General features: G+C 64.5%; 23 protein-coding genes and 1 tRNA gene. 12 read left to right on the top strand and 12 right to left on the bottom strand.

The genetic code is table 11. The features are described 5' to 3' along the window. Nucleotides 1–4 precede the first annotated feature (4 nt). A tRNA-Ala gene (locus BI343_RS01485) sits at nt 5–80 on the bottom strand. Nucleotides 81–286: 206 nt separating this feature from the next. Between BI343_RS01485 and hpnC the strand changes: the two genes are divergently transcribed. The 9 genes from hpnC to BI343_RS01440 all read left to right on the top strand — a co-directional run bounded on the left by hpnC (nt 287) and on the right by BI343_RS01440 (nt 7755). Next, entirely contained in the window at nt 287–1099 is an 813-nt protein-coding gene (hpnC, locus tag BI343_RS01480; protein WP_071108364.1) for a squalene synthase HpnC, read from the top strand. 64 nt (nt 1100–1163) lie between these two features. Then, a complete protein-coding gene (gene hpnD / locus BI343_RS01475; RefSeq protein ID WP_071108363.1) occupies nt 1164–2009 on the top strand; it encodes a presqualene diphosphate synthase HpnD in 846 nt (281 codons plus the stop codon). Further along, nucleotides 2006–3277: a hydroxysqualene dehydroxylase HpnE gene (gene hpnE / locus BI343_RS01470; protein ID WP_071108362.1), complete on the top strand. Its 1272-nt coding sequence runs from the start codon at nt 2006–2008 to the stop codon at nt 3275–3277. Before hpnD ends, hpnE begins: the two co-directional genes overlap by 4 nt. Beyond that, a complete protein-coding gene (locus BI343_RS01465; protein WP_083340737.1) occupies nt 3274–4035 on the top strand; it encodes an SDR family oxidoreductase in 762 nt (253 codons plus the stop codon). The genes hpnE and BI343_RS01465 overlap by 4 nt, the downstream gene beginning before the upstream one ends. A gap of 26 nt (nt 4036–4061) precedes the next feature. Beyond that, nucleotides 4062–4604 (top strand): hypothetical protein, encoded by a 543-nt coding sequence (locus tag BI343_RS01460; protein ID WP_071108434.1) that lies wholly within the window; start codon nt 4062–4064, stop codon nt 4602–4604. Between the two features lie 73 nt (nt 4605–4677). Then, nucleotides 4678–6039: a DNA repair protein RadA gene (radA, locus tag BI343_RS01455; RefSeq protein WP_043622635.1), complete on the top strand. Its 1362-nt coding sequence runs from the start codon at nt 4678–4680 to the stop codon at nt 6037–6039. Nucleotides 6040–6041: 2 nt separating this feature from the next. Next, a complete protein-coding gene (locus BI343_RS01450; RefSeq protein ID WP_071108361.1) occupies nt 6042–6602 on the top strand; it encodes a sigma-70 family RNA polymerase sigma factor in 561 nt (186 codons plus the stop codon). Next, on the top strand, nt 6599–6796 hold the full coding sequence (locus BI343_RS01445; RefSeq protein WP_071108360.1) for a zf-HC2 domain-containing protein: 198 nt from the start codon (nt 6599–6601) through the stop codon (nt 6794–6796). The genes BI343_RS01450 and BI343_RS01445 overlap by 4 nt, the downstream gene beginning before the upstream one ends. Before the next feature lie 62 nt (nt 6797–6858). Next, nucleotides 6859–7755: a hypothetical protein gene (locus tag BI343_RS01440; protein ID WP_071108359.1), complete on the top strand. Its 897-nt coding sequence runs from the start codon at nt 6859–6861 to the stop codon at nt 7753–7755. Nucleotides 7756–7826: 71 nt separating this feature from the next. On the opposite strand, the gene BI343_RS01435 is transcribed toward BI343_RS01440, so the two are convergent. The 5 genes from BI343_RS01435 to BI343_RS01415 all read right to left on the bottom strand — a co-directional run bounded on the left by BI343_RS01435 (nt 7827) and on the right by BI343_RS01415 (nt 13121). Then, complete coding sequence (locus tag BI343_RS01435; RefSeq protein WP_071108358.1) at nt 7827–8486, bottom strand: hypothetical protein; 660 nt, start codon at nt 8484–8486, stop codon at nt 7827–7829. Between the two features lie 307 nt (nt 8487–8793). Further along, nucleotides 8794–9402 carry a 3'-5' exonuclease gene (locus BI343_RS01430; protein WP_071108357.1) on the bottom strand — a complete coding sequence of 203 codons (609 nt, stop codon included), beginning with the start codon at nt 9400–9402 and terminating at the stop codon, nt 8794–8796. Further along, entirely contained in the window at nt 9402–11207 is a 1806-nt protein-coding gene (locus BI343_RS01425) for a putative nucleotidyltransferase substrate binding domain-containing protein (protein ID WP_071108356.1), read from the bottom strand. Before BI343_RS01425 ends, BI343_RS01430 begins: the two co-directional genes overlap by 1 nt. A 57-nt stretch (nt 11208–11264) precedes the next feature. Beyond that, nucleotides 11265–12044, bottom strand: coding sequence for a class II glutamine amidotransferase (locus BI343_RS01420; protein ID WP_071108355.1), 780 nt, complete (start codon nt 12042–12044; stop codon nt 11265–11267). Nucleotides 12045–12209: 165 nt separating this feature from the next. Next, complete coding sequence (locus BI343_RS01415) at nt 12210–13121, bottom strand: LysR family transcriptional regulator (protein ID WP_071108354.1); 912 nt, start codon at nt 13119–13121, stop codon at nt 12210–12212. Nucleotides 13122–13264: 143 nt separating this feature from the next. Between BI343_RS01415 and BI343_RS01410 the strand changes: the two genes are divergently transcribed. The 3 genes from BI343_RS01410 (at nt 13265) to BI343_RS01400 (ending at nt 16301) form a co-directional block, all read left to right on the top strand. Continuing rightward, on the top strand, nt 13265–14125 hold the full coding sequence (locus BI343_RS01410; RefSeq protein ID WP_043622672.1) for an MBL fold metallo-hydrolase: 861 nt from the start codon (nt 13265–13267) through the stop codon (nt 14123–14125). Between the two features lie 5 nt (nt 14126–14130). Then, entirely contained in the window at nt 14131–14814 is a 684-nt protein-coding gene (locus BI343_RS01405) for a DsbA family protein (RefSeq protein ID WP_071108353.1), read from the top strand. 167 nt (nt 14815–14981) lie between these two features. Further along, nucleotides 14982–16301 (top strand): chitinase, encoded by a 1320-nt coding sequence (locus tag BI343_RS01400; RefSeq protein ID WP_071108352.1) that lies wholly within the window; start codon nt 14982–14984, stop codon nt 16299–16301. 17 nt (nt 16302–16318) lie between these two features. Here the strand turns inward: BI343_RS01400 and BI343_RS01395 are convergent, their stop codons facing one another. The 6 genes from BI343_RS01395 to BI343_RS01370 all read right to left on the bottom strand — a co-directional run bounded on the left by BI343_RS01395 (nt 16319) and on the right by BI343_RS01370 (nt 19959). Next, nucleotides 16319–17044 carry a peptidylprolyl isomerase gene (locus BI343_RS01395; RefSeq protein ID WP_043622683.1) on the bottom strand — a complete coding sequence of 242 codons (726 nt, stop codon included), beginning with the start codon at nt 17042–17044 and terminating at the stop codon, nt 16319–16321. Between the two features lie 192 nt (nt 17045–17236). Beyond that, a complete protein-coding gene (locus BI343_RS01390) occupies nt 17237–18019 on the bottom strand; it encodes a peptidylprolyl isomerase (protein ID WP_071108351.1) in 783 nt (260 codons plus the stop codon). A 32-nt stretch (nt 18020–18051) separates the two neighbouring features. Further along, nucleotides 18052–18840 (bottom strand): peptidylprolyl isomerase, encoded by a 789-nt coding sequence (locus BI343_RS01385; protein WP_043622689.1) that lies wholly within the window; start codon nt 18838–18840, stop codon nt 18052–18054. Nucleotides 18841–18860: 20 nt separating this feature from the next. After that, nucleotides 18861–19127, bottom strand: coding sequence for a BolA family protein (locus BI343_RS01380; RefSeq protein WP_043622692.1), 267 nt, complete (start codon nt 19125–19127; stop codon nt 18861–18863). Continuing rightward, nucleotides 19124–19426: a YciI family protein gene (locus tag BI343_RS01375; protein ID WP_071108350.1), complete on the bottom strand. Its 303-nt coding sequence runs from the start codon at nt 19424–19426 to the stop codon at nt 19124–19126. The genes BI343_RS01380 and BI343_RS01375 overlap by 4 nt, the downstream gene beginning before the upstream one ends. Next, nucleotides 19426–19959 (bottom strand): septation protein A, encoded by a 534-nt coding sequence (locus tag BI343_RS01370; protein WP_043622774.1) that lies wholly within the window; start codon nt 19957–19959, stop codon nt 19426–19428. The genes BI343_RS01375 and BI343_RS01370 overlap by 1 nt, the downstream gene beginning before the upstream one ends. Between the last annotated feature and the right edge of the window lie 129 nt (nt 19960–20088).

The following is a 20088-nucleotide window of genomic DNA, read 5'->3' as shown; positions in this document are numbered from 1 at the left end:
CGATTGGTGGAGGTAAGCGGGATCGAACCGCTGACCTCTTGCATGCCATGCAAGCGCTCTCCCAGCTGAGCTATACCCCCGTCGGATGTCGCTGCGTTCACAGTGCTGCGCATTGTATGCGTCTCCGGGCGGCTTGTAAATACCCTGTCGTCACAAAAGTGGAAAATGCCGGCGCAAGTCGATTTGGCATGTTCCGGCGGGATTGAACATGGCATTGTCAGCGCGCGGGACGCTGTCACGCAGGCTCGGTTATAATCCGCAGCCGGAATCGGTTTGAGAGGCGGCTATGTCGGTTGGCCATTATGAAAATTTCCCGGTGGGGTCCATCCTGTTGCCGCGCAAGATGCGGCGCGCGGTGCACGCCATCTACCATTTCGCCCGCTACGCCGACGACGTGGCCGACGAGGGCGACGCCGCGGCGGCGGCGCGGCTGGCCGAGCTGGACAGGCTGGAAGCCGATCTGGACCGCATCGCCGTCGGCGAGCCGCCGCGGATCGCGCTGATGGCGCCGCTGGCGGTGGCCATCGCTGAGCATGCCTTGCCGCTGCAACCGTTCCGCGACCTGCTGTCGGCTTTCCGGCAAGATGTAGGCAAGGCGCGCTATCAGAGCTTCGGCGAGCTGGTCGACTACTGCCGCCGTTCCGCCAACCCGGTGGGCAGGTTGCTGCTGGCGCTGTACGGGGAAACCGATCCCCGCAGCCTGGCGCAGTCCGACGGCATTTGCACCGCGCTGCAGCTGATCAATTTTTGGCAGGATGTGGCGGTGGATTGGCAAAAGAACCGGGTCTATCTGCCGCAGGAGGATCTCTCGCGCTTTGGCGTGACGGAGGCGCAGATCGCGGAAGGACTTTGCGACGCCAAATGGCGCGCGCTGATGCTTTACCAGGTGGAGCGGGCGCGCAAGATGCTGCAGGCGGGCGCGCCGCTGGGGCGGACGCTGCGCGGCAGGCTGGGGCTGGAGTTGCGGCTGATCGTGATGGGCGGCGAGCGCATCCTACAAAAGCTGCATGCCAGCGAAGGCGACGTGTTCCGCCAGCGGCCCAAGCTGAACAGCCGCGATTGGGCATACATGATATGGCGTGCGTGCCGGGGCAAATGAGCCGGCGCGACGCACACTACGGAATCCCGCCGGCAAAGTCCGGCGACAGTTTTGGGAGAGGCGCGTGACGCCCGATCAGTATTGCGAGGACAAGGCCGCGTCCAGCGGCTCCAGTTTCTATTACAGCTTCCGTTTTCTGCCGGAGGAGCGGCGGCGCGCCATCACCGCGCTGTACGCCTTCTGCCGCGAGGTGGACGACGCGGTGGACGAGTGCCAGGACCTGAACGTGGCCAAGGCCAAGCTGGCCTGGTGGCGCGGCGAGGTGGGCCGGGCGTATCTGGGCCAGGTGGACCATCCGGTGATGCGCGCGCTGCAGCCGCATTTGAAGGCCTTCCAGCTGCCGCAGTCGCAGCTGGAAGAGATCATGGACGGCATGGAGATGGACCTGCACATGGTGCGCTATCAGCGCTACCAGGACCTGCTGCTGTATTGCCACCGCGTGGCCGGCGTGGTGGGGCAGCTGGCCGCCCGCATCTTCGGCTACCGCGACGAACGCACGCTGGAATACGCTCATGAACTGGGCGTGGCTTTCCAGCTGACCAACATCATCCGCGACGTGGGCGAGGACGCCCGGCGCGACCGCATCTATCTGCCGATGGACGAGCTGCAGCGTTTCAATTGCCCGGCGATGGACATTCTGCATTACGAGGAGAGCGAGGCGTTCCAGGCGCTGATGGCCTTCCAGATCGAACGGGCGCAGGAGCAATACCGCAAGGCCTGGGATTTGCTGCCGGCGGAAGACCGCAAGTCGCAGCGGCCCGGCCTGCTGATGGCGGCGATCTACCGCGCCACGCTGGAGGAAATCCGGCAGGATGGCCCTGCCAAAGTGCTGAACCAGCGCCTATCGCTGGGAACCGGCCGCAAGCTGTGGCTGGCGTGGAAAACCTGGACCTTCGGCTACCAGCCGTGAAACCGAGAGTGGCGGTGGTGGGCGCCGGCTGGGCCGGCCTCGCCGCGGCGGTGGAACTGGCCGGCTGGGCGGACCTCGCCGTGTACGAGGCCGGGCGCGACCCTGGCGGGCGGGCGCGGTGCGCCGGCAAAGATGGCGCCAGGTTTGACAATGGTCAGCACATTCTGCTGGGCGCTTATGCAGAATGCTTGCGCCTGATGCGGACTGTAGGCGTCAGCTCGGAAAGCGCTTTGCGGCGGCTGCCCATGCAGTGGCTGCGCGATGGCGGCTTGCGTCTGCGCTGCCCGCACCTGCCGGCGCCCCTGCATGTGGCGGCTGGGCTGCTGCTGGCGCGCGGCGTGTCCTGGACGGACAAGTGGAAACTGGCGCGCGCGCTGGATGGATTGCGGCGCTCGGGATACCGCTTAGAGCGCGATTTGAGCGTGGAAGCCTGGTTGGCGGCGCAGGGGCAAAGCGCGGCCTTGCGCCGCGACTTCTGGCAGCCCTTGGTGGCGTCGGCGCTGAATACGCCGCTGCCGCGGGCATCGATGCGGGTGTTGGCCGCCGTCTTGCGCGACAGCCTGGGCGCCGCGCGCGAGGCCAGCGATCTCTTGCTGCCGGCGCTTGATCTGTCCTCGCTGTTTCCCGATCCCGCCTGGCGCTGGCTGGGCGAGCGCGGTGCGGCGCTGCGGAGAGGCGAGCGCGTGGCGTCGGTGGAAATCAAGGATGGCAGGCCGCAGGTGGACGGTACGGAGTATGATGCCGTGATCGTCGCCGTGGCGCCATATCATGCCAAGGATTTGCTGGCCGAGCCGGCATTGCGGGAGTCGGTAGCCGCCTACCGTTATTGCCCCATCGCCACGGTGTATATGCGCTTCGACCGCTCGCCGCGCTTGCCGGCGCCGATGATGGGCGTCAGCGGCGGCACGGCGGACTGGCTGTTCGATCGCGAGGCGCTGTGCGGCGAGGCTGGTTGGCTGGCCGCTGTGATCAGCGCGCCCGCCGCCCTGCCGCCGGCCGAAGAACTGGTCCACGCGGTGGCGGCCGATGCGCGCCGCTTGGCGCCCTGGCTGGGCGAGCCTTGCCAAAGCCAAGTGATTGTGGAAAAGCGGGCCACGTTTGCCAGCGAGATCGGCCTGATGAGGCCGGATGCTCGCACTGCGTGGCCGGGAGTTTATCTGGCCGGAGATTGGGTGCATCCCGATTACCCGGCGACACTGGAGGGCGCGGCGCGCAGCGGCGTAGCCGCGGCCGCCGCCGTGAAGCGGGATTTACAGGTAGAACAATGACAATGAAAACGGAATTTGCTGCAGACGCCCTGGCCGGGCGCGTCATCCTGGTTACCGGCGCCTCGCAAGGCATAGGCCGCGAGGCGGCGCTGGCCTTCGCCCGCCATGGGGCGACGGTGGTGTTGTTATCTCGCAGCGTCAAGGGCCTGGAGAGAGTCTACGATGAAGTGGTGGCGAGCGGCGCGCCGGAGCCGGCCGCGGTGCCGCTGGATCTGCTGAATGCCGGCGAGAACGAATTCAATAATCTGGCGCTGACCATACATCGGGAGTTCGGCCGCCTGGACGGGATTCTGCATTGCGCCTCGCATTTTTACGCGTTGTCGCCACTGAGCAACCAGACCATAGAAGAATGGATGAACCAATACCGCATCAATACCGTGGCCCGCTTCGCGCTGACCCGCGCCTGCCTGCCGCTGTTGAAGGATGCGCCGGATGCGTCGGTGCTGTTCGTCGGCGAGCATCACGCGCTGCATCCCGCGGCCTACTGGGGCGGCTTCGGCGCTTCCAATGCCGGCCAGGTTTATCTGACCACGGTGGCCGCCAGCGAATGGGACATGCATCCCAATTTGCGGGTCAATCTGCTGCTGCCGGGCCCGGTCAACTCGCCGCAGCGCAACCGGACGCATCCGGGCGAAGACAAGCGCGAGCGCGGCGATCTGGCCGACCTGATGCCGCATCTGCTGTACTGGATGAGCGCAGACAGCCGTGGACGCAGCGGCGAAGTGCTGGAACTGGATCTGCGTCAGCCGCGCGGCTGACGCATTAGCGAAAACGGGGGATGAGCATGAGAATTTTGCTGCTGCTGACGACCATGTTGGCCCTTGGCGGATGCAATTGGGTGAACAGCGTGACCGGCCTGACCCGCGACTCGGACAAGGCCGTGGGCGCCGCCTGCCGCCAGACCGGCCGCTCGCTCGAGGAGTGCTATATCCGCAACCCCGAGGCCGACAAGGCATCCATTTATGCCGGCTGGCGCGAGATGAACGAATACATGGCCAAGAACAAGCTGGAGACGATGGCGCCGCCGCCGGAGAAGCCGGTCGCCGCCAGCGGCGCCATGGCGGGCGCGCCAGCCGCCGCCGTCAACAAGCCGGCCGCGCTAGCCGGCAAGTCCAGCGACGCCGGCCCGCATCCCTTAACCAGCGAAGAGGCCGATCAGGCGGCCAAGAATGATCCGCAAGTCGCAGCCGTGTTGGCTGCGATGCAGCATCCCGACTCGCCGGCCAAGCCCAAGCAGTCCAACGGCAAGAGCGAGGCCGATCAGAAGCGCCTGCTGAACATCATCAACGAGCTCAACAAGTCCGACGCCAAGCATCCAGCCAATTGATCGTCCGCTTTTGCGGCATGGCTGGCCGGCTCCTGTTATCCTTCCGCCTTTGATTTCCATTGAATTGTCCCGAATGGCCAAGAGCAAAACCGTATTCAGCTGCACCGAGTGCGGCGGGCAAGCGCCCAAATGGCAGGGCCAATGCCCGCACTGCAACGCCTGGAACACGCTGGTGGAATCGGTCGCCGCCCCTGCTGCAGCCGGTCCGCGCTTCCAGTCCTGGGCGGCCAATGTCACCCAGGTGCAGAAGCTGTCCGAAGTGCAGACCGAGGAAACCCCGCGCGATCCTTCCGGCATCGACGAGCTGGACCGCGTGCTGGGCGGCGGCATCGTGCGCGGCGCGGTGGTGCTGATCGGCGGCGACCCCGGCATCGGCAAATCCACGCTGCTGCTGCAGGCCTTGTCGCAGATCGGCCGCAACCGCAAGGTGTTGTATGTGTCGGGCGAGGAATCGGCGCAGCAGATCGCCTTGCGCGCCTCGCGGCTAGCGCTGGATACCAGCAGCGTCAATCTGCTGGCCGAGATCTGCATCGAAAACATCCTGGCCACGCTGAAGCGCGAACTGCCCGACGTGGTGGTGATCGATTCCATCCAGACGCTGTACACCGAGCAGGTGACGTCGGCGCCGGGTTCGGTGTCGCAGGTGCGGGAGTGCGCGGCGCAGCTGACGCGCATGGCCAAGCAGAGCGGCATCACGGTGCTGCTGGTGGGCCATGTCACCAAGGAAGGCTCGCTGGCCGGTCCGCGCGTGCTGGAGCATATGGTGGACACCGTGCTGTATTTCGAAGGCGACTCCCATTCCAGCTACCGCATGATACGCGCGATCAAGAACCGCTTCGGCGCGGTCAACGAGCTGGGCGTGTTCGCGATGACCGACCGCGGCCTGAAGGGCGTGTCCAATCCGTCGGCCATCTTCCTTTCCTCGTATCGCGACGACGTCGCTGGTTCCTGCGTGCTGGTGACGCAGGAGGGCACGCGGCCCTTGCTGGTGGAAATCCAGGCGCTGGTGGACGACTGCCATGGCTTCCAGCCCAAGCGTCTCACTGTCGGCCTGGAGCAGAACCGGCTGGCGATGCTGCTGGCGGTGTTGCACCGCCATGGCGGCGTGGCTTGCTTCGACCAGGACGTGTTCCTGAATGCGGTGGGCGGCGTCAAGATCAACGAGCCAGCGGCCGACCTGGCCATCATCCTGGCCATGGTTTCGTCCTTGCGCAACAAGGCGCTGCCGGAAAAGCTGGTGGTGTTCGGCGAGGTGGGACTGGCCGGCGAGGTGCGTCCGGTGACGCGCGGCCAGGAGCGGCTGAAAGAAGCCGCCAAGCTCGGCTTCACCCGCGCCATCGTGCCCAGCGCCAACAAGCCGCGGCAAGAAATCGAAGGCCTGAAAGTGCTGGCGGTGGACCGGCTGGACCAGGCGGTGGAATTCTGCAGGGAGTGAGCATGATAGACGCGCAGCTGATCGAGCGGGAACGGCCGTATTTGTTGCGCTACGCGCTGGCGCAATTGCGCGAACGCGACGCGGCGGAGGAGGCGGTGCAGGAAACGCTGCTGGCGGCGCTGGAGTCGCAGGCCAGCTTTTCCGGCAAATCCACCCTGCGCACCTGGCTGACTTCCATTCTGCGCTTCAAATTGATAGACGCGATGCGCCGCAAGGGGAAGGAGAAGCTGTTCGAGTCGCTGGAGGACGAAGCGGACGACAGCGATTTCGACGGCCTGTTCGCGCGGGACGGTCATTGGCGCGAGCCGGTCAAGGCCTGGAGCGGGCCGGAGAGCCAGCTGATCTCGCGCCAGTTCTGGCAGGTGTTCGAAGAGTGTTCCCAAGTGATGCCGCGCCGCACCGCCATGGTATTTGTCATGCGCGAAGTGATGGGGATGGAAATCGCCGACATCTGTAACAATCTGGACATCAGCGCGACAAACTGTTCAGTACTGCTGTACCGGGCGCGGATGAGTCTGCGCGAATGTTTTTCAATACGCTGGAGCCGGGAGGACGAGCGATGAAGTTGAGTTGCCGCGAAGCCAGCCGGCTGATTTCGGCCGGCCTGGATCGGCCCCTGGGCGCCACCGAACATCTGAAATTGAGGATGCACCTGCTGCTATGCGGCAATTGCCGCCAATTCTCGCAGCAGTTGCAGCTGATGCGCCGGGCGGCGCGCCGGGCTGGCGATGGAGAAGACAGCATGCCCAACGGCTGATGCCTTTGACATGTCGGGTGGCGTTGTGGAAACTGGGCCTTTCTTTGAGAAAGGCCTTTTTCATGACCGCCGCCTCCACGCTGCAACAGCTGATTCAAATCCACGACGACAGTCCGGATGAGGTGATCGCGCAATTGCCCGGATTGATCGATTCTCCTGCGCTGCCGCCGGCCGACCATCCGCGCTTGGCCTGGCTGATCAATCACTTGCTGGGCGAGCAAAAGGGCGACTGGCGCGCAGCCTGGACGCTATTGCGCCGTTTGCCCCTGTCAGACGCCGGCCCCATCCTGCTGCGCCATAGCCTGGTTGCCGCAACTTTGTCCGGCGACGCTTTGGCGGCCTGGCGGCTGGAGCGGCAATGGCAGGCCGCGGGAATGGACGCCGGGATGATGCGGCTGCTGGCGCGGCTGGGCGTGTTGCAGGGTTTGCAACAGCATGGCCCGCTGTCCGGCTTGCTGCCGGCATTGGATGAGTTGCTGCAGGAGCTGGAGCCTATCGCGGCCAGCGCCAACGACGCCGCGCTGGCTTCGCTGGCCAACAATATCGTTTCCGGGCTGCTGGAGCGGGAAGACCTGGATGCCGACTCCTCAAGCCCGCGCATTGTGTGGCGGGCCGCGCAGTGCGCGCGGCGGCTATGGGGGCGGGCGGGGAGCTGGGTCCATCATGAGCGGGCCGAGTACCTGCTGGCTCTGACGGCGAATCGATTCGCGCAGTGGCGCGATGGCCTGCAATCGGCCGATGCCGGCCTGGCGTTGATCGCCGACAACGGCGAGGAAGACGTGGACCGCGCCTTTCTATTGCTCGAACGCGCCCGGGCATGCTTTGGCCTGGGACGCCGCGACGAGGGCGAGCTGGCTTACCAGCAGGCGCAGACGCTGGCGGCAGCGTTCGATGCCAGCCTGCGGCCCTGGTTTGATGGCTGCGCCAGCCGTGCCAAAATGGACGGCCAGCGCGCTTGAGGTTCTGCCTATGTCCGGCAAATTAAAAAGGCCTTCCGCGTGGAAGGCCTTTGTCTTGAAGCCGGGAAGCTTTACACCGATAGCGACATCAGCAGGCTGGAGATGTCATTGTTGCCGGCGCTGGCCTGGTACAGGCTGAGCGCGGCCTGGGCTTGCTGGTTGATGGCGTTGCTGCTGGCGCTGCTGTCCGTCGCCGCGCTTTGCTTGTTATTGCCGCCGTTCAATAGGTTGGCCAAACCGTTGTTTTGCTCGCCGCCGCTGTCATGGTGATGATGATGGTGGCGATGGCCGCCTTCGCTGGCTTGCGCCCCGTTGGCCTGTTGCAGGCCTTGCTGCAGTTGCTGGAAAGCCTGCTGCGCCTGGCTCAGGTTGCCGGATTGCAGATCCTGGCCCAGGGTTTTCAGCAAGGAGGAGACGGAATTGCCGGTGCCGCCGCTGGTCTGGCTGTTGTTCAGCGCGGCGAACGGGTCGGTTGCCGTGGCGCTGGCGCCGGTGGCGGACGTGGAGGATGCCGCGCTGATGGCATTGTTCAGCACCGCGCCGAAATCCTGGTTGCCATTGTCGGTGTTGTTGGAACCGTTCAGCTGCTGCAGTGCGGCCAGCGCTTGTTGCGCGCCGGCGATGTCGCCTTGCTGAACCGATTGCGTCAGGCTGCTGAAATCCTGGCGCCGCTGCTGATGCAGCGATTGCAGTTGCTGCCAGTACGTGCTGGTGTTGCTGCTGATAGACATATTGCCTCTCCTTGAAAACGTGGATGCCGGGCAGCGCTTCACGGATCAGCTGCTGTCCTGGGCGGCAGGGCTGCAATTTTTGCCGCTTTGCCGCTGTCGCTTGCCGCCATGCCGGTATCAAAGCGTCTATTTGCCGATTTTTCTTGCCGGAACAATGGCTTGCCGCTATGAGTGTCAGCAAGGCGCGTGCCAGAAATGAGCTAAGAGGAGAGGCAAATGTTTACAAATATTTTGTCATGCGCCTGAGTGGGGTTTGGCGCCTGCAACCCAAGCTCGCACAGAACCTGATCCAAGGCGGCAACGGCGCTTAACCGAATCCGCGCTGGCGCAGCGCCTGGTACAGCATGGCCACGCCCAGCGCGTCGTTCAGCGCGTCGTGCCGCGGCGGGGCGGGGATGGCGAGGTCGCGGTACAGCTCGGCCAGCCTGAGGTCGATATAGGCGCCGGGGTTTTGCTTGAACTTGTAGTCGTAGTAGCGGGCGGAAACCTCGATCTGCCGTTGCGGCAGGGCAATGCCGAGCAGCGGCTTCACGTATTTGTTCAACACCGCCACGTCGTATTCCAGGTAGTAGCCGAGCAATGGCCGGCCGCCGATGAAATCCAGCAGCTGCCGCACGGCCTGCGCCGGTTCCATGCCTTCGTCCAGATCGCGCCGGCGCAAGCCGTGGATGGCGATATTGTCGCCTTGCGGCAGGGTTTGCGGTTTGACCAGCAGGTACAGCGATTCGCTGCTGAGGATGCGGTTGCCGCGCAGCTTGACGGCGCCTATCGACAGCAGCTCGGCCTTCTTGACGTCTAGGCTGGTGGTTTCGCAATCGAGGCTGACCAGCTCCTCCGGGTGTTCGTCGAATACATGGCGCCAGGCCGGATCGCGCAACCGGGCAAGCAGCCAGCGGCGGTGCCATTGGCGCAGCATTACAGGCTGCCCAGGCGATAGTGGTGGCGCAGTTGCGCCTTGAAGCGCTTGACGACGGCCAGCGCCTCCTTCAGCAGGTCTCTTTCCAGCGACGATAGCCGTTCCGGCTCGATCCAGTTGTCTGCAGGCTGGCCCGCCTCGATGCGCCGCAGCCCCTGGTCCAGCCGCAATTGCGACAACACGCCCAGCGCCTCCACGATGTCGTTGGCCAAAGAGGATTCCAGCCGCCCGGCGGCGGCGAGCGCCTGCGCGCGGGCGTGGCTTCCGGTTTCGTCGATGCCGTATTCCAGCGCCAGCGCGCGCAAGCCATGCACCAGCGGGAAAATGCCGCCTTTTTTCAAATCCAGCGTGTCGCGGCCATCGCGTTCGCGGGTGCGCAGCCGGGCGAACGGCCCCAGCGGCGTGTCGAACTGATCGATGGCGCGGGCGAAGCGGGCGTAGAAGCCGGCGTCGTCCTGCAAGCGTTCGCGCAGGTAGCCGCGGTAGTCGGCCAGCAAGGAGGCGTCGCCGCATACCGCTTCGGCGTCGCAGAAGATGGCCAGCTGCATCATGCCCTCGCCGCTAGGCTGGGCCAGCCAGCCGTGTATGCGGTCGCGCATGGCGGCGCGGGTCAATCGCCATTCGGGGTGGCTGACCATGACGCCGCCTGGGCAGGGCGGGTAGCCAAAGCGGGCGAGGGCGGCAGAGAAGGCGCCGCAATATTCCGCCGCGCTTTCAGGGGGAACGCCGTCGCGCAATAGCAGCGCGTTGTCCTGATCGGTCTTGAGGATTTGCTCGCCGCGGCCTTCCGAGCCGAGCACGATCAGGCAGCTGTTGTCCGCCACTTCGGCCGGCGCGATCATCCGCCAGGCGCGGGCGAACAGCCGCGCGTTCAGCGCCTGCACCAGCCGACCAAGTTGCAGCGGCCGCACGCCGTGGCCGGACAGGATGCCGATCAGCCGGTCGATCTGGCTGGCGATATCGGCAAGCTCATCCAGGCTGCTGGCGCGCTCCAGCCGTTGCGCGATCAAATGGGAGTGGTTGGAGAAGTAGGACAGCACGTCGACCTGCGCCAGGATGCCGACCGGCCGGCCGTGTTCCGTCACCACCAGCCGGCGCAGATTGCGCTGCGTCATCAACAGCAGGGCGTTGAACAGGAAATCGTCGATGTCTATGGTCAGCAATTGGTAGCCGCAGTGGCGGCCTATCGGTTCGGCGCTGTCCACGCCGTCCAGGATCACGTCGCGGAAATCCGTGGTGGTGAAGATGCCCAGCCGCTCGCCATCGCGCACCAGCACGGATTTGCTGCGCTGCGCCTTCATGGCGGCAGCTACGTCCCGGATGCTGTCGGCGGCGTCGACAAATACCGGCTGGCGGCAGCCGGCGTCGCGCACGGTGGCGGTCAGCAGCGTTTGCAGTTCGCGGGTGCCGGCGCGCTGCGCCAGCATGCCCAGCTTTTGCGAGACGCTGGCGTAGAAATAGGCGCCGAAGCGCGGATGGCTTTCGGTCAGGGCCAGCAGCTCGGCGCGCGGCAGCGCCAGCAGCAATGCCTCTTCCTCCACTACGAAGCGGTGCGGCGTTTGGCCGGCGATCAGCGCGCGGGTGTCGAAGCTGTCGCGCGGATGGTAGCGCGAAACCACTTCCTCTCCGGCCAGCTCGCACACCTTGCCTTTGATCACCATGTACAGCGCGTCTATGGCCTGGCCGGGGCCGATGACCAGCGCGTCGTCGGGAAAGTAGACGATGTCGGCGCGGGCTTCCAGCGCGTCGCGCTCGGCGGGACCGAGCGTGTCGAACGGCGGCTGGCTGAAGTCGAAGCGGCTCATGGCGGATCCGGTCGTGGAGGGCTTGCCTTCAGCATACCGCCAATCGCCGCCTGGATGTCAGTCCGTCTTGTGCGTCAGCAGCGGCGCGCCGTCGCGGAACAGTATCAGTTCGCCCGGCGACAACGCGGTCCAGTGCTCGTTGTCGGTCAGCGGCTGAGTGGCGATCATCGCCACCTGGTCGCGCGGCGTGGTGACGGTGGCGAAATCGACGCTGACGTCGTTGTCCACCAGGTGGGCGGTGTTGAACGGCGCGCGGCGGATGATGTAGTGCAGATGGGTGGAGCAATGGGCGAACAACACTTCGCCATTGCTCAGCATGAAATTGAACACGCCCTTGCTGCAGATCTCCGCCGCCAGCGCGGCGACTTCCTGGAACAGCGTTTCCAGCTCGGGCGGCTGCGACCACTTGGCGCGCAGGCGCTCCATCAGGTGGCAGAAGGCGCGCTCGGAGTCGGTGGTGCCCACCGGGCGGTAATATTCGCCGGTTTCCGGCTGGAAGTCTTCCAGATTGCCGTTGTGGGCGAAGATCCAGTACTGGCCCCACATCTCGCGCATGAACGGGTGGGTGTTGGCCAGGTTGACCTTGCCCTGGGTGGCCTTGCGGATGTGGGCGATGACGTTCTCGGACTTGATCGGGTAGCGGCGCACCAGTTCGGCTACCGGCGATTCGACCGAGGGTTTGTCATCCAGGAAAACGCGGCAACCCTTTTGTTCGAAAAAGGCGATGCCCCAGCCATCGGCATGGTGGTCGGTCAGGCCGCCGCGGCGATGGAAGCCCTCGAACGAGAACAGGATGTCGGTCGGGATATTGCAATTCATGCCCAGCAGCTGGCACATCGATCTGATTCCACTTCATTAACAGGTTGCGTCACTGCCGGCGGGCGGCCGGCATATCGGATGTAGCTGAGCTTAGGCGATCTTGCGGCAACCGGCAATTGCCAATAGCCATTTGGCTCGAAAATGCACTTCTTCATGCTGATAAGGCATAAGCGGCGGCGATGCTTAAGCGGCGGCGCGGTCCCACGGCGGCAGCGGACCACCGAGTCTTTCCACCAAAAAATCCAGCAAGCTGCGCAGCGCCAGCGGCAGCAGGCGGCGCGACGGATACAGCGCGTGAATCCCCATCAGCTGCGGCTGCCAGTCCGGCAGCAGCGCCACCAGTTCGCCGCGGCGCACGTAGGGCGCGGCCAGATAGCTGGGTTGCAGGGCGATGCCGCCGCCCGCGGCCGCCGCGCACAGCAGGGCGCTGGCCTCGTTGGCGCTGATGGCGCCGCTGACTCTGACCCGCTGTTCTTCTTCTCCCTGGCGGAAGCGCCATTCGCTGCGGCCGAAGTTGCTGTAACTGAGGCAGCGGTGGTTTTCCAGATCCATCGGATGCCCGGGCACGCCGTGGCGGGCCAGATAAGCGGGCGAGGCCACCGCCAGCGAGCGGCAGTCGCATAACCGCCGTCCCACCAGCCCGGGATCGGGCTCATTGGTGATGCGGATGGCTAGGTCTATTCTTTCTTCAATCAGATTGACGGCGCGGTCGCCCAGTTGCAGGTCGATGCGCAGCTGCGGGTGGCGCTCGCTGAATTCGGCCATCAAGCCGCCCAGCACCGCCAGGCCAAACGAGGTGCTGGCCGCCACCCGCAACACGCCGCGCACCTGGCCGTCGCGCTGGCTGGCGTCGGCCCGCACTTCGGCCGCCAGTTCCAGCATCTGCTGGCAGCGCGCCAGGCAGGCCAGGCCGGCGTCGGTCAAGGTGACTTTGCGGGTGGAGCGTTGCAACAAGCGAACGCCCAGCCACTGTTCCAGCTCGTCGACATAACGGGTGACCATGGGGCGGGACATGTCCAGTTTGTCGCCGGCGGCGGTGAAGCTGCCCAGCTGGGCGACTTCGGCGAATACTTGCATCGCGGTCAGCCTGTCCATTTATATGCTCGTTTTTTGAAACAATAATGTGCATTTTAAGCGATTTATTGGTGCGATTACTAAGCTTATAGTGTGCGCATCTTCACTGATTCGCAGTGCAACCCCGCCGGCGGGCGCCGGCACCAGACTTAAGGAGTCTCACCATGATCCGTCAAACCCTGATCGCCGCCGCTCTCGCCGCCGCCGGTTTCGCCCATGCGGGCGACCTCAAGCTGTCGGTCTACAATGCCGACGGCAACAGCTTCAATGTTTCCTCCGTGCTGGTGACCGGCGACAAGGACGCCGTGCTGATCGACACTGGCTTCACCCGCGCCGACGCCTACCGCATCGCCGCCAAGGTGCTGGACAGCGGCAAGAATCTGAAAACCATTTACATCAGCCAAGCCGATCCGGACTACTACTTCGGCGCCTCGGTGCTGAAGCAGATCTTCCCCAAGGCCGAACTGGTGGCCGCGCCGGAAGTGCTGGCCCACATCAAGGGCAATGTGAAGGGCAAGGTGGCGTTCTGGGGCCCGAAGATGGGCGCCAACGCGCCGCAGGCGAATCCGCTGCTGCCGACCGAGATCAAGGCCGACAAGATCATGCTGGAAGGCAAGGCGCTGGAACTGCGCGACACCCAGGGCGTGATGGCGCATCGCGGCTATGTATGGATTCCGTCCATCCGCGCCATCGTCGGCAATGTCGGCGTCTACTCCGGCATGCACGTCTGGACGGCCGATACTCAGAACGACGCCGAGCGCAAGGGTTGGTACAAGCAGCTGGACGACATGGAAGCGCTGAAGCCGGAGGTGGTGGTGCCGGGCCATATGATCGCCGGCGACAAGATGGACGTGTCCGCCATCCGCTACACCCGCGATTACCTGAAAACCTTTGAGGCCAAGAATGCCGTCACCGCCAACAGCGGCGAGCTGATCGAGGCGATGAAGCAGGCTTATCCGCAAGCCGCCGAAGTGTCGACGCTGGAGCTGGGCGCCAAGGTGCGCAAGGGCGAGATGAAGTGGTAACAAGCATGAAACTGCATTATTTCTACGATCCGCTGTGCGGCTGGTGCTACGGCGCTTCTCCCTTGCTGAAGGCGGCGGCCGCCGTGCCGGGATTGGAATTGATCATGCATGCCGGCGGCATGCTGGACGAAGCGGAAGGCCGCACCATCACGCCGGAGTGGCGCGGCTATGTGATGCCGCACGACGCGCGCATCGCCCAGATGAGCGGCCAGCCTTTCGGCGAGGCTTATTTCGAAGGCCTGCTGCGCGATATCGGCGCGCCTTTGGCGTCGGACCCGCCCATCGCCGCCATCCTGGCGGCTGGCAAGCTGGGTTTGGAGCCGCTCGCCATGCTGGCCCGCATCCAGCGCGCCCACTATCAGGAGGGGCGACGCATCGCCGAGTTCGAGGTGCTGGCGCAGCTGGTGGCGGAGCAGGGGGCCGACGCGGCGGCTTTCGCCCAGGCCTGGCGCGCGGCGCGGACGGAGGCGGCAAGCCATATCGCGCAGACCCGGCAAATGATGGCCAGGCTGGGCTTGCGGGGCTTCCCGTCCGTGATGCTGGAGCAGGATGGCCAACTAGAGCGGCTGGAGCTGTCCAGCTGGTTCGGCAAGCCCCAGCAACTGGCCGCCGATCTGGCCAAGCGCCTGCCCAAGCCGGCGGAGACAGGAGACGACGCGCTATTCTGCACGCCGGACAGCTGTCGATAAAATGCGGCGCAGCCGAAACCGCGTCCCGAAAGGGCGCGGTTTTTTTTGCGTCTGTTTGCTTTGATAAATATACGAAATGGATTTTCACCTTGCATTCTCGATGGCATGGCATAGTCTGAAATACCAATTAAATACCAATTGGTTCAGTCAAGACGAGGAGCATGGAGATGCACAAACAATTCGGCATGTCTCTGCGCGCGGCCGCGCTCGCGCTGCTGCTGGCCTGGGGACAGAGCGCCTTGGCGGCGTGTACCGCCTGGGCAGAGGGCGCGACTTACAAGGTGGGCGATGTCGTCAGCTATGGCAATGCCAATTACACGGCGTTGGTGACGCATACGGCCTATGTCGGCGCCAATTGGAATCCGGCGGCCTCGCCCACGCTGTGGGCTGCGGGCGGCAGCTGTTCCGGCGGCGATCCCACTCCGCCGACGCCGCCGAATCCGCCGACCCCGCCCAGCCCGCCGCCGGGCAATACCGTGCCTTTCGCCAAGCATGCTCTGGTGGGCTACTGGCATGATTTCGCCAATCCCAGCGGCCCGGCCTTCCCGCTGTCCCAGGTTAGCGCCGACTGGGATGTGATCGTGGTGGCCTTCGCCGACGATGCCGGCAACGGCAATGTCAGCTTCACGCTGGACCCGGGCGCGGGCAGCCAGTCCCAGTTCATTCAGGACATCAAGGCCTTGCAGGCCAAGGGCAAGAAGGTGGTGCTGTCGCTGGGCGGGCAGAATGGCTCGGTGACGCTGAACAACGCCACGCAGGTGCAGAACTTCGTCAACAGTCTGTACAGCATCCTCACCCAGTACGGCTTCGACGGCATAGACCTGGATCTGGAGAGCGGCAGCGGCATCGTAGTGGGCGCGCCGGTAGCCAGCAATCTGGTCAGCGCGGTCAAGCAACTCAAGGCCAAGGTGGGGCCGAGCTTCTACCTGTCCATGGCGCCGGAGCATCCGTACGTGCAGGGCGGCTTCGTCGCCTACGGCGGCAACTGGGGCGCCTATCTGCCCATCATCGACGGCTTGCGCGACGACCTGTCGGTGATTCATGTCCAGTATTACAACAACGGCGGCTTATACACGCCGTATTCCAACGGCGCGCTGGCCGAGGGCTCGGTGGACATGCTGGTGGGCGGCAGCAAGATGCTGATCGAAGGCTTCCCCATCGCCAACGGCGCGTCCGGCAGCTTCAAGGGTTTGCGGCCGGATCAGGTGGCCTTTGGCGTGCCCTCCGGCCGCAGTTCGGCCAATTCCGGCTTTGTCACAACGGACGCCGTGGCCAAGGCGCTGAGCTGCCTCACCGCCTTGCAAGGCTGCGGCGCGGTGTTGCCGGCGCAAGCCTACCCCACCTTCCGCGGCGTGATGACGTGGTCGATCAACTGGGACCGGCACGACGGCTACAGCTTCTCCAAGCCGGTGGCGGCCAGCCTGCGTCAGCTGCCGGCGGCGGCCGCCATGAAAAAGGCCGCCGGCAAGAAACCGGCGGCCCGATAGGTTGGCAGGATGGCCGCTTAGGCGTTCATCTGGTAACCGCTGATCTGAGCGGCCGACACCAGGCCGTTCAGGTATTCGTGCATGGCCTGATTGACCGCCAGGTCAGTCAGGTAATGCTGCAGGCGTTCCTTGATCTCGTCGAAGCCGATCTTGCCGCCTTCCACGCGTTGCTCTACCTGGATGATGTGGTAGCCGAACTGTGTTTCCACCAGGTTGGGGGTGATTTCGCCGGCGGCGGTGCTGAATACCGCTTGTTCGAATTCCGGCACCATCTGGCCACGGCCGAACTGGCCCAGGCTGCCGCCCTGCTTGCCGGACGGGCAGGTGGAATGCTCTTGCGCCAGCGCGGCGAAGCGCGACGGATTGGCCTGGACTTCGGCCAGAATGCCTTCAGCCTTGGCCTTGATCAGGCCGGCTTCCAGGCCTTCGCCCTTGGGCAGCAGAATGTGGTTGGCCACGGCGCTGTCGCCGGCGCTGAAGCGTTCCGGGTACTGTTCGTAGAATTCGCGGCAGCTGGCTTCGTCGATGGCCGGCACTTGCAGCTTGCTGTCCAGCAGCGATTGGATGGCTTGCTGCTCGTCGGAGACGTCCAGGCCCTCGCTCTTGGCCTGCTGCACCAGCAGGGCGTGCAGGATCAGTTGCTGGATCGCGGTGTCGCGCGGGCTGGGCGTGTCGGCATAGTGGTCCAGTTGGGACGCAATCATCTCTTCGCTGATTTCAACGCCGTTGACGGTAATGGTCATGAGAATTTCCTGTGCGGAGCAGCCATCGAGGCGGCATTTCCGGATGAGGCTGCCTGCGGCAGCCGGTGACAAGGGCAGGGCGGGCCTGCGCGACGATGTGCCGGCAAGGTAAGCGGGACGGCGCGGGCTGTCAAGTCCGCTTAAACGAAACGGGGACGGCAAGCCGTCCCCGTTGTTGAAGCATGGCGCGGATTATTGCTGAACTTGGGCCTTGGCCTTCAGATCGGCAACGTATTTCTCGATGCGGGCGCCCATCACGCGCTGGGTCAGCTGCGGACGGATGTCATCCAGCGACGGCACGTTGCGCTGGGTGCGCATGTCGTCCAGCTTGATCACGTGCCAGCCGTACTCGGTTTTCACCGGGGAGGCGGTCACTTCGCCCTTGGCCAGCTTGCTCATCGCTTCCGAGAACGGCGCGACGAAGGTGCCGGCTTCCTGCCAGCCCAGATCGCCGCCATTGGCCTTGCTGCCCGGGTCCATGGACTTTTCCTTGGCCAGCTTGTCGAAGGACTTGCCCTTCTTCAGCGCGTCGATCACCGCCTTGGCTTCCGCTTCGGTCTTCACCAGGATGTGGCGCGCGTGGTACTGCTTGGTTTCCGGAACCGAAGCCACCAGCTTGTCGTATTCGGCCTTCAGATCGGCGTCGCTGACCGGGTTGGCCTTCTCAAAGTCCTTGATCAGACGGTTGGCCAGCGCCATCGCCTGCATATTGGCCAGTTCGGCCGCGAATTCCGCAGACTTGTCCAGGCCCTTTTTCACGGCCTCCTGGCGCAGCACTTCTGCAGTGACCAATTGGTCCTTGATCTGGTCGCGAGCTTGCGGGGTGACATTCTGGCCCTGCGCTTCCATCATCTTGGCCACGGCGTCGATGCGGACGTCGGAGATCTGCTGGCCGTTGACGGTCGGGCCGGCTACGGCGATGGCGCTGCCGGCGAAAGCGGCGACGAGGGCGGTGTGCAGCAGGATTTTACGCATTCTGTTTGATTCCTGATTCGGTATCGGGGGTGTTATTGGATTTTGCTCTTGGCGCGCAGGTCTTCCACGGCCTTGGCAATGGCTTCTTCCTGCAGCTGGCGGGCGAGCTGAGGCTTGACTTGATCCAGCGACGGCACTTGCGCGTCGCGGATATCGGCGACCTTGAACACATGCCAACCCAGCTGCGACTGGAACGGCTGGGCGCTGACCTGGCCCTTGGGGATGGCCTTCAGCGCTTCGGCCAGCTTGGGCTCCATGCGGGATAGATTGCCCCAGCCCATGTCGCCGCCGGTTTGCTTGGCGTTGGGGTCGATCGAGCGGGTCTTGGCCAGCTCTTCGAACTTGCCGCCCTTCTTCAGTTGGGCGATCAGCTTTTGGGCGTCGGCCTGGCTGGACAGGGTGATCTGGTAGGCGTGCAGTTCCTTGGTGCCGGCGTACTTGGCGACTTCCTGATCGTAGCGGGCCTTGATGTCGGCATCGCTGATGCTGGCCTTGTTGGCGATGTCGGCGAACAGCGCGTCGCGCAGTAGCTCGGAACGAGCTTCGTCCAGGCGTTTGACGAATTCCGGCTGTTTGTCCAGGCCGCGGCGGTTGGCTTCCTGCAGGATGACTTGGCGGCTGATCAGCGAATTCTTCAGCTGTTCGCGCAGTTCCGGGGAGTCCTGCACCCGGCCGCCGTTGCTTTGCACCACATTGGCGACGGCCGCGTCCAGTTCGGATTTGTCGATGGAAACGCCGTTGACCACGGCGATCGATTCGGCGGCGGCCGGCAGACTGATCGAGGCTGCCAGCAGCAGCGCGGCGATACGGGAGTGCTTCATGTTAGCCCTTTGGTAGAAATTCAGAGTTCTTCTGGAGTGAGCGCGCGGATGGCCAGCGCATGCACGCGGCTGGTCATTAGTTCGCCCAGGGTTTGGTAGATCAGCCGGTGGCGTTGCACGCGGCCCAGGCCTGCAAAGCGGGCGCTGACTATCGTCAACGTGTAGTGGCCGCCACCGCCTTTGGCGCCGGCGTGGCCGGCGTGCAGGGCGCTGTCGTCCTGGATGTCCAGATGCTCCGGCGCAAGCGCCTGCAGCGCCGTTTCCAGCAGTTGCACGGTGTCGCTCATGCCGGGAACACCTGGCGGAAGGGCTTGACCTCGACGCGGGCGTAGACGCCGGCGGCGCGGTAGGGGTCAGCGTCGGCCCAGGCTTGCGCCTCGGCCAACGACGGGAATTCGGCGACGATCAGGCTGCCGGAAAAGCCGGCCGGACCGGGATCGATGCTGTCGATGGCCGGGAACGGGCCGGCCAGGGTCAGACGGCCGGCGTCCTGCAGCGTCTGCAGCCGGGCCAGATGGCCAGGGCGGGCGGCGAGGCGCTTGTCCAGCGTGCCGGGGGCGTCTTGGGCGACGATGGCGTACAGCATTATTTCTTTTCCTCGATGTACTTGGCCAGGAACAGGCTCTGGGCGATCACGAACAGCAGCATCAGCCCCATGCCGCCGAACAGCTTGAAGTTGACCCAGACGTCCTCGCTGAAATGGTAAGCGACGAACAGGTTCAGCGCGCCCATGAAGCCGAAGAAGCCGCACCAGGCCCAGGTGAGCTTGCGCCACACCGGGTCCGGCATGCTGATCTGCTGGCCCATCATCAGGCGCAGGCCGTTCTTGCCGGCGAAATCGCTGATCAGCAGGCCGCCGCCCATCACCCAGTACAAGACGGTGGGCTTCCACATGATGAAGTGCTTGTCGTGCAACAGCAGCGTGGCGCCGCCCAGCACCACGATCAGTCCCAGGCTGATCCACTGCATGGTGTCCACCTTGCGGTGTTTGTACCAGGCCCAGGCCACCATGACGACGGTGGCGGCGATGGCCACGCCGGTGGCGACGAACATGTCGCGGGTCAGCCAGTAGGCGCCGAAGAACAGCAGGACGGGGAGGAGATCGGTAAAAAATTTCATGCGGGTGATTATGCGGGCTGACGCCGGCATATTCAAGCCGCGCCAGCGCCAGTTTTCCTGAGTTAAGGAAGGTCTGAACAACCTGCCACGCAAACAGAAATGCAATTTCTCGCGGGGCTTCGGTTGCAT

Source organism: Chromobacterium amazonense (genome assembly GCF_001855565.1).
GTDB classification, from domain to species: domain Bacteria; phylum Pseudomonadota; class Gammaproteobacteria; order Burkholderiales; family Chromobacteriaceae; genus Chromobacterium; species Chromobacterium amazonense.
This window is presented reverse-complemented; position numbering and strand designations above follow the sequence as displayed.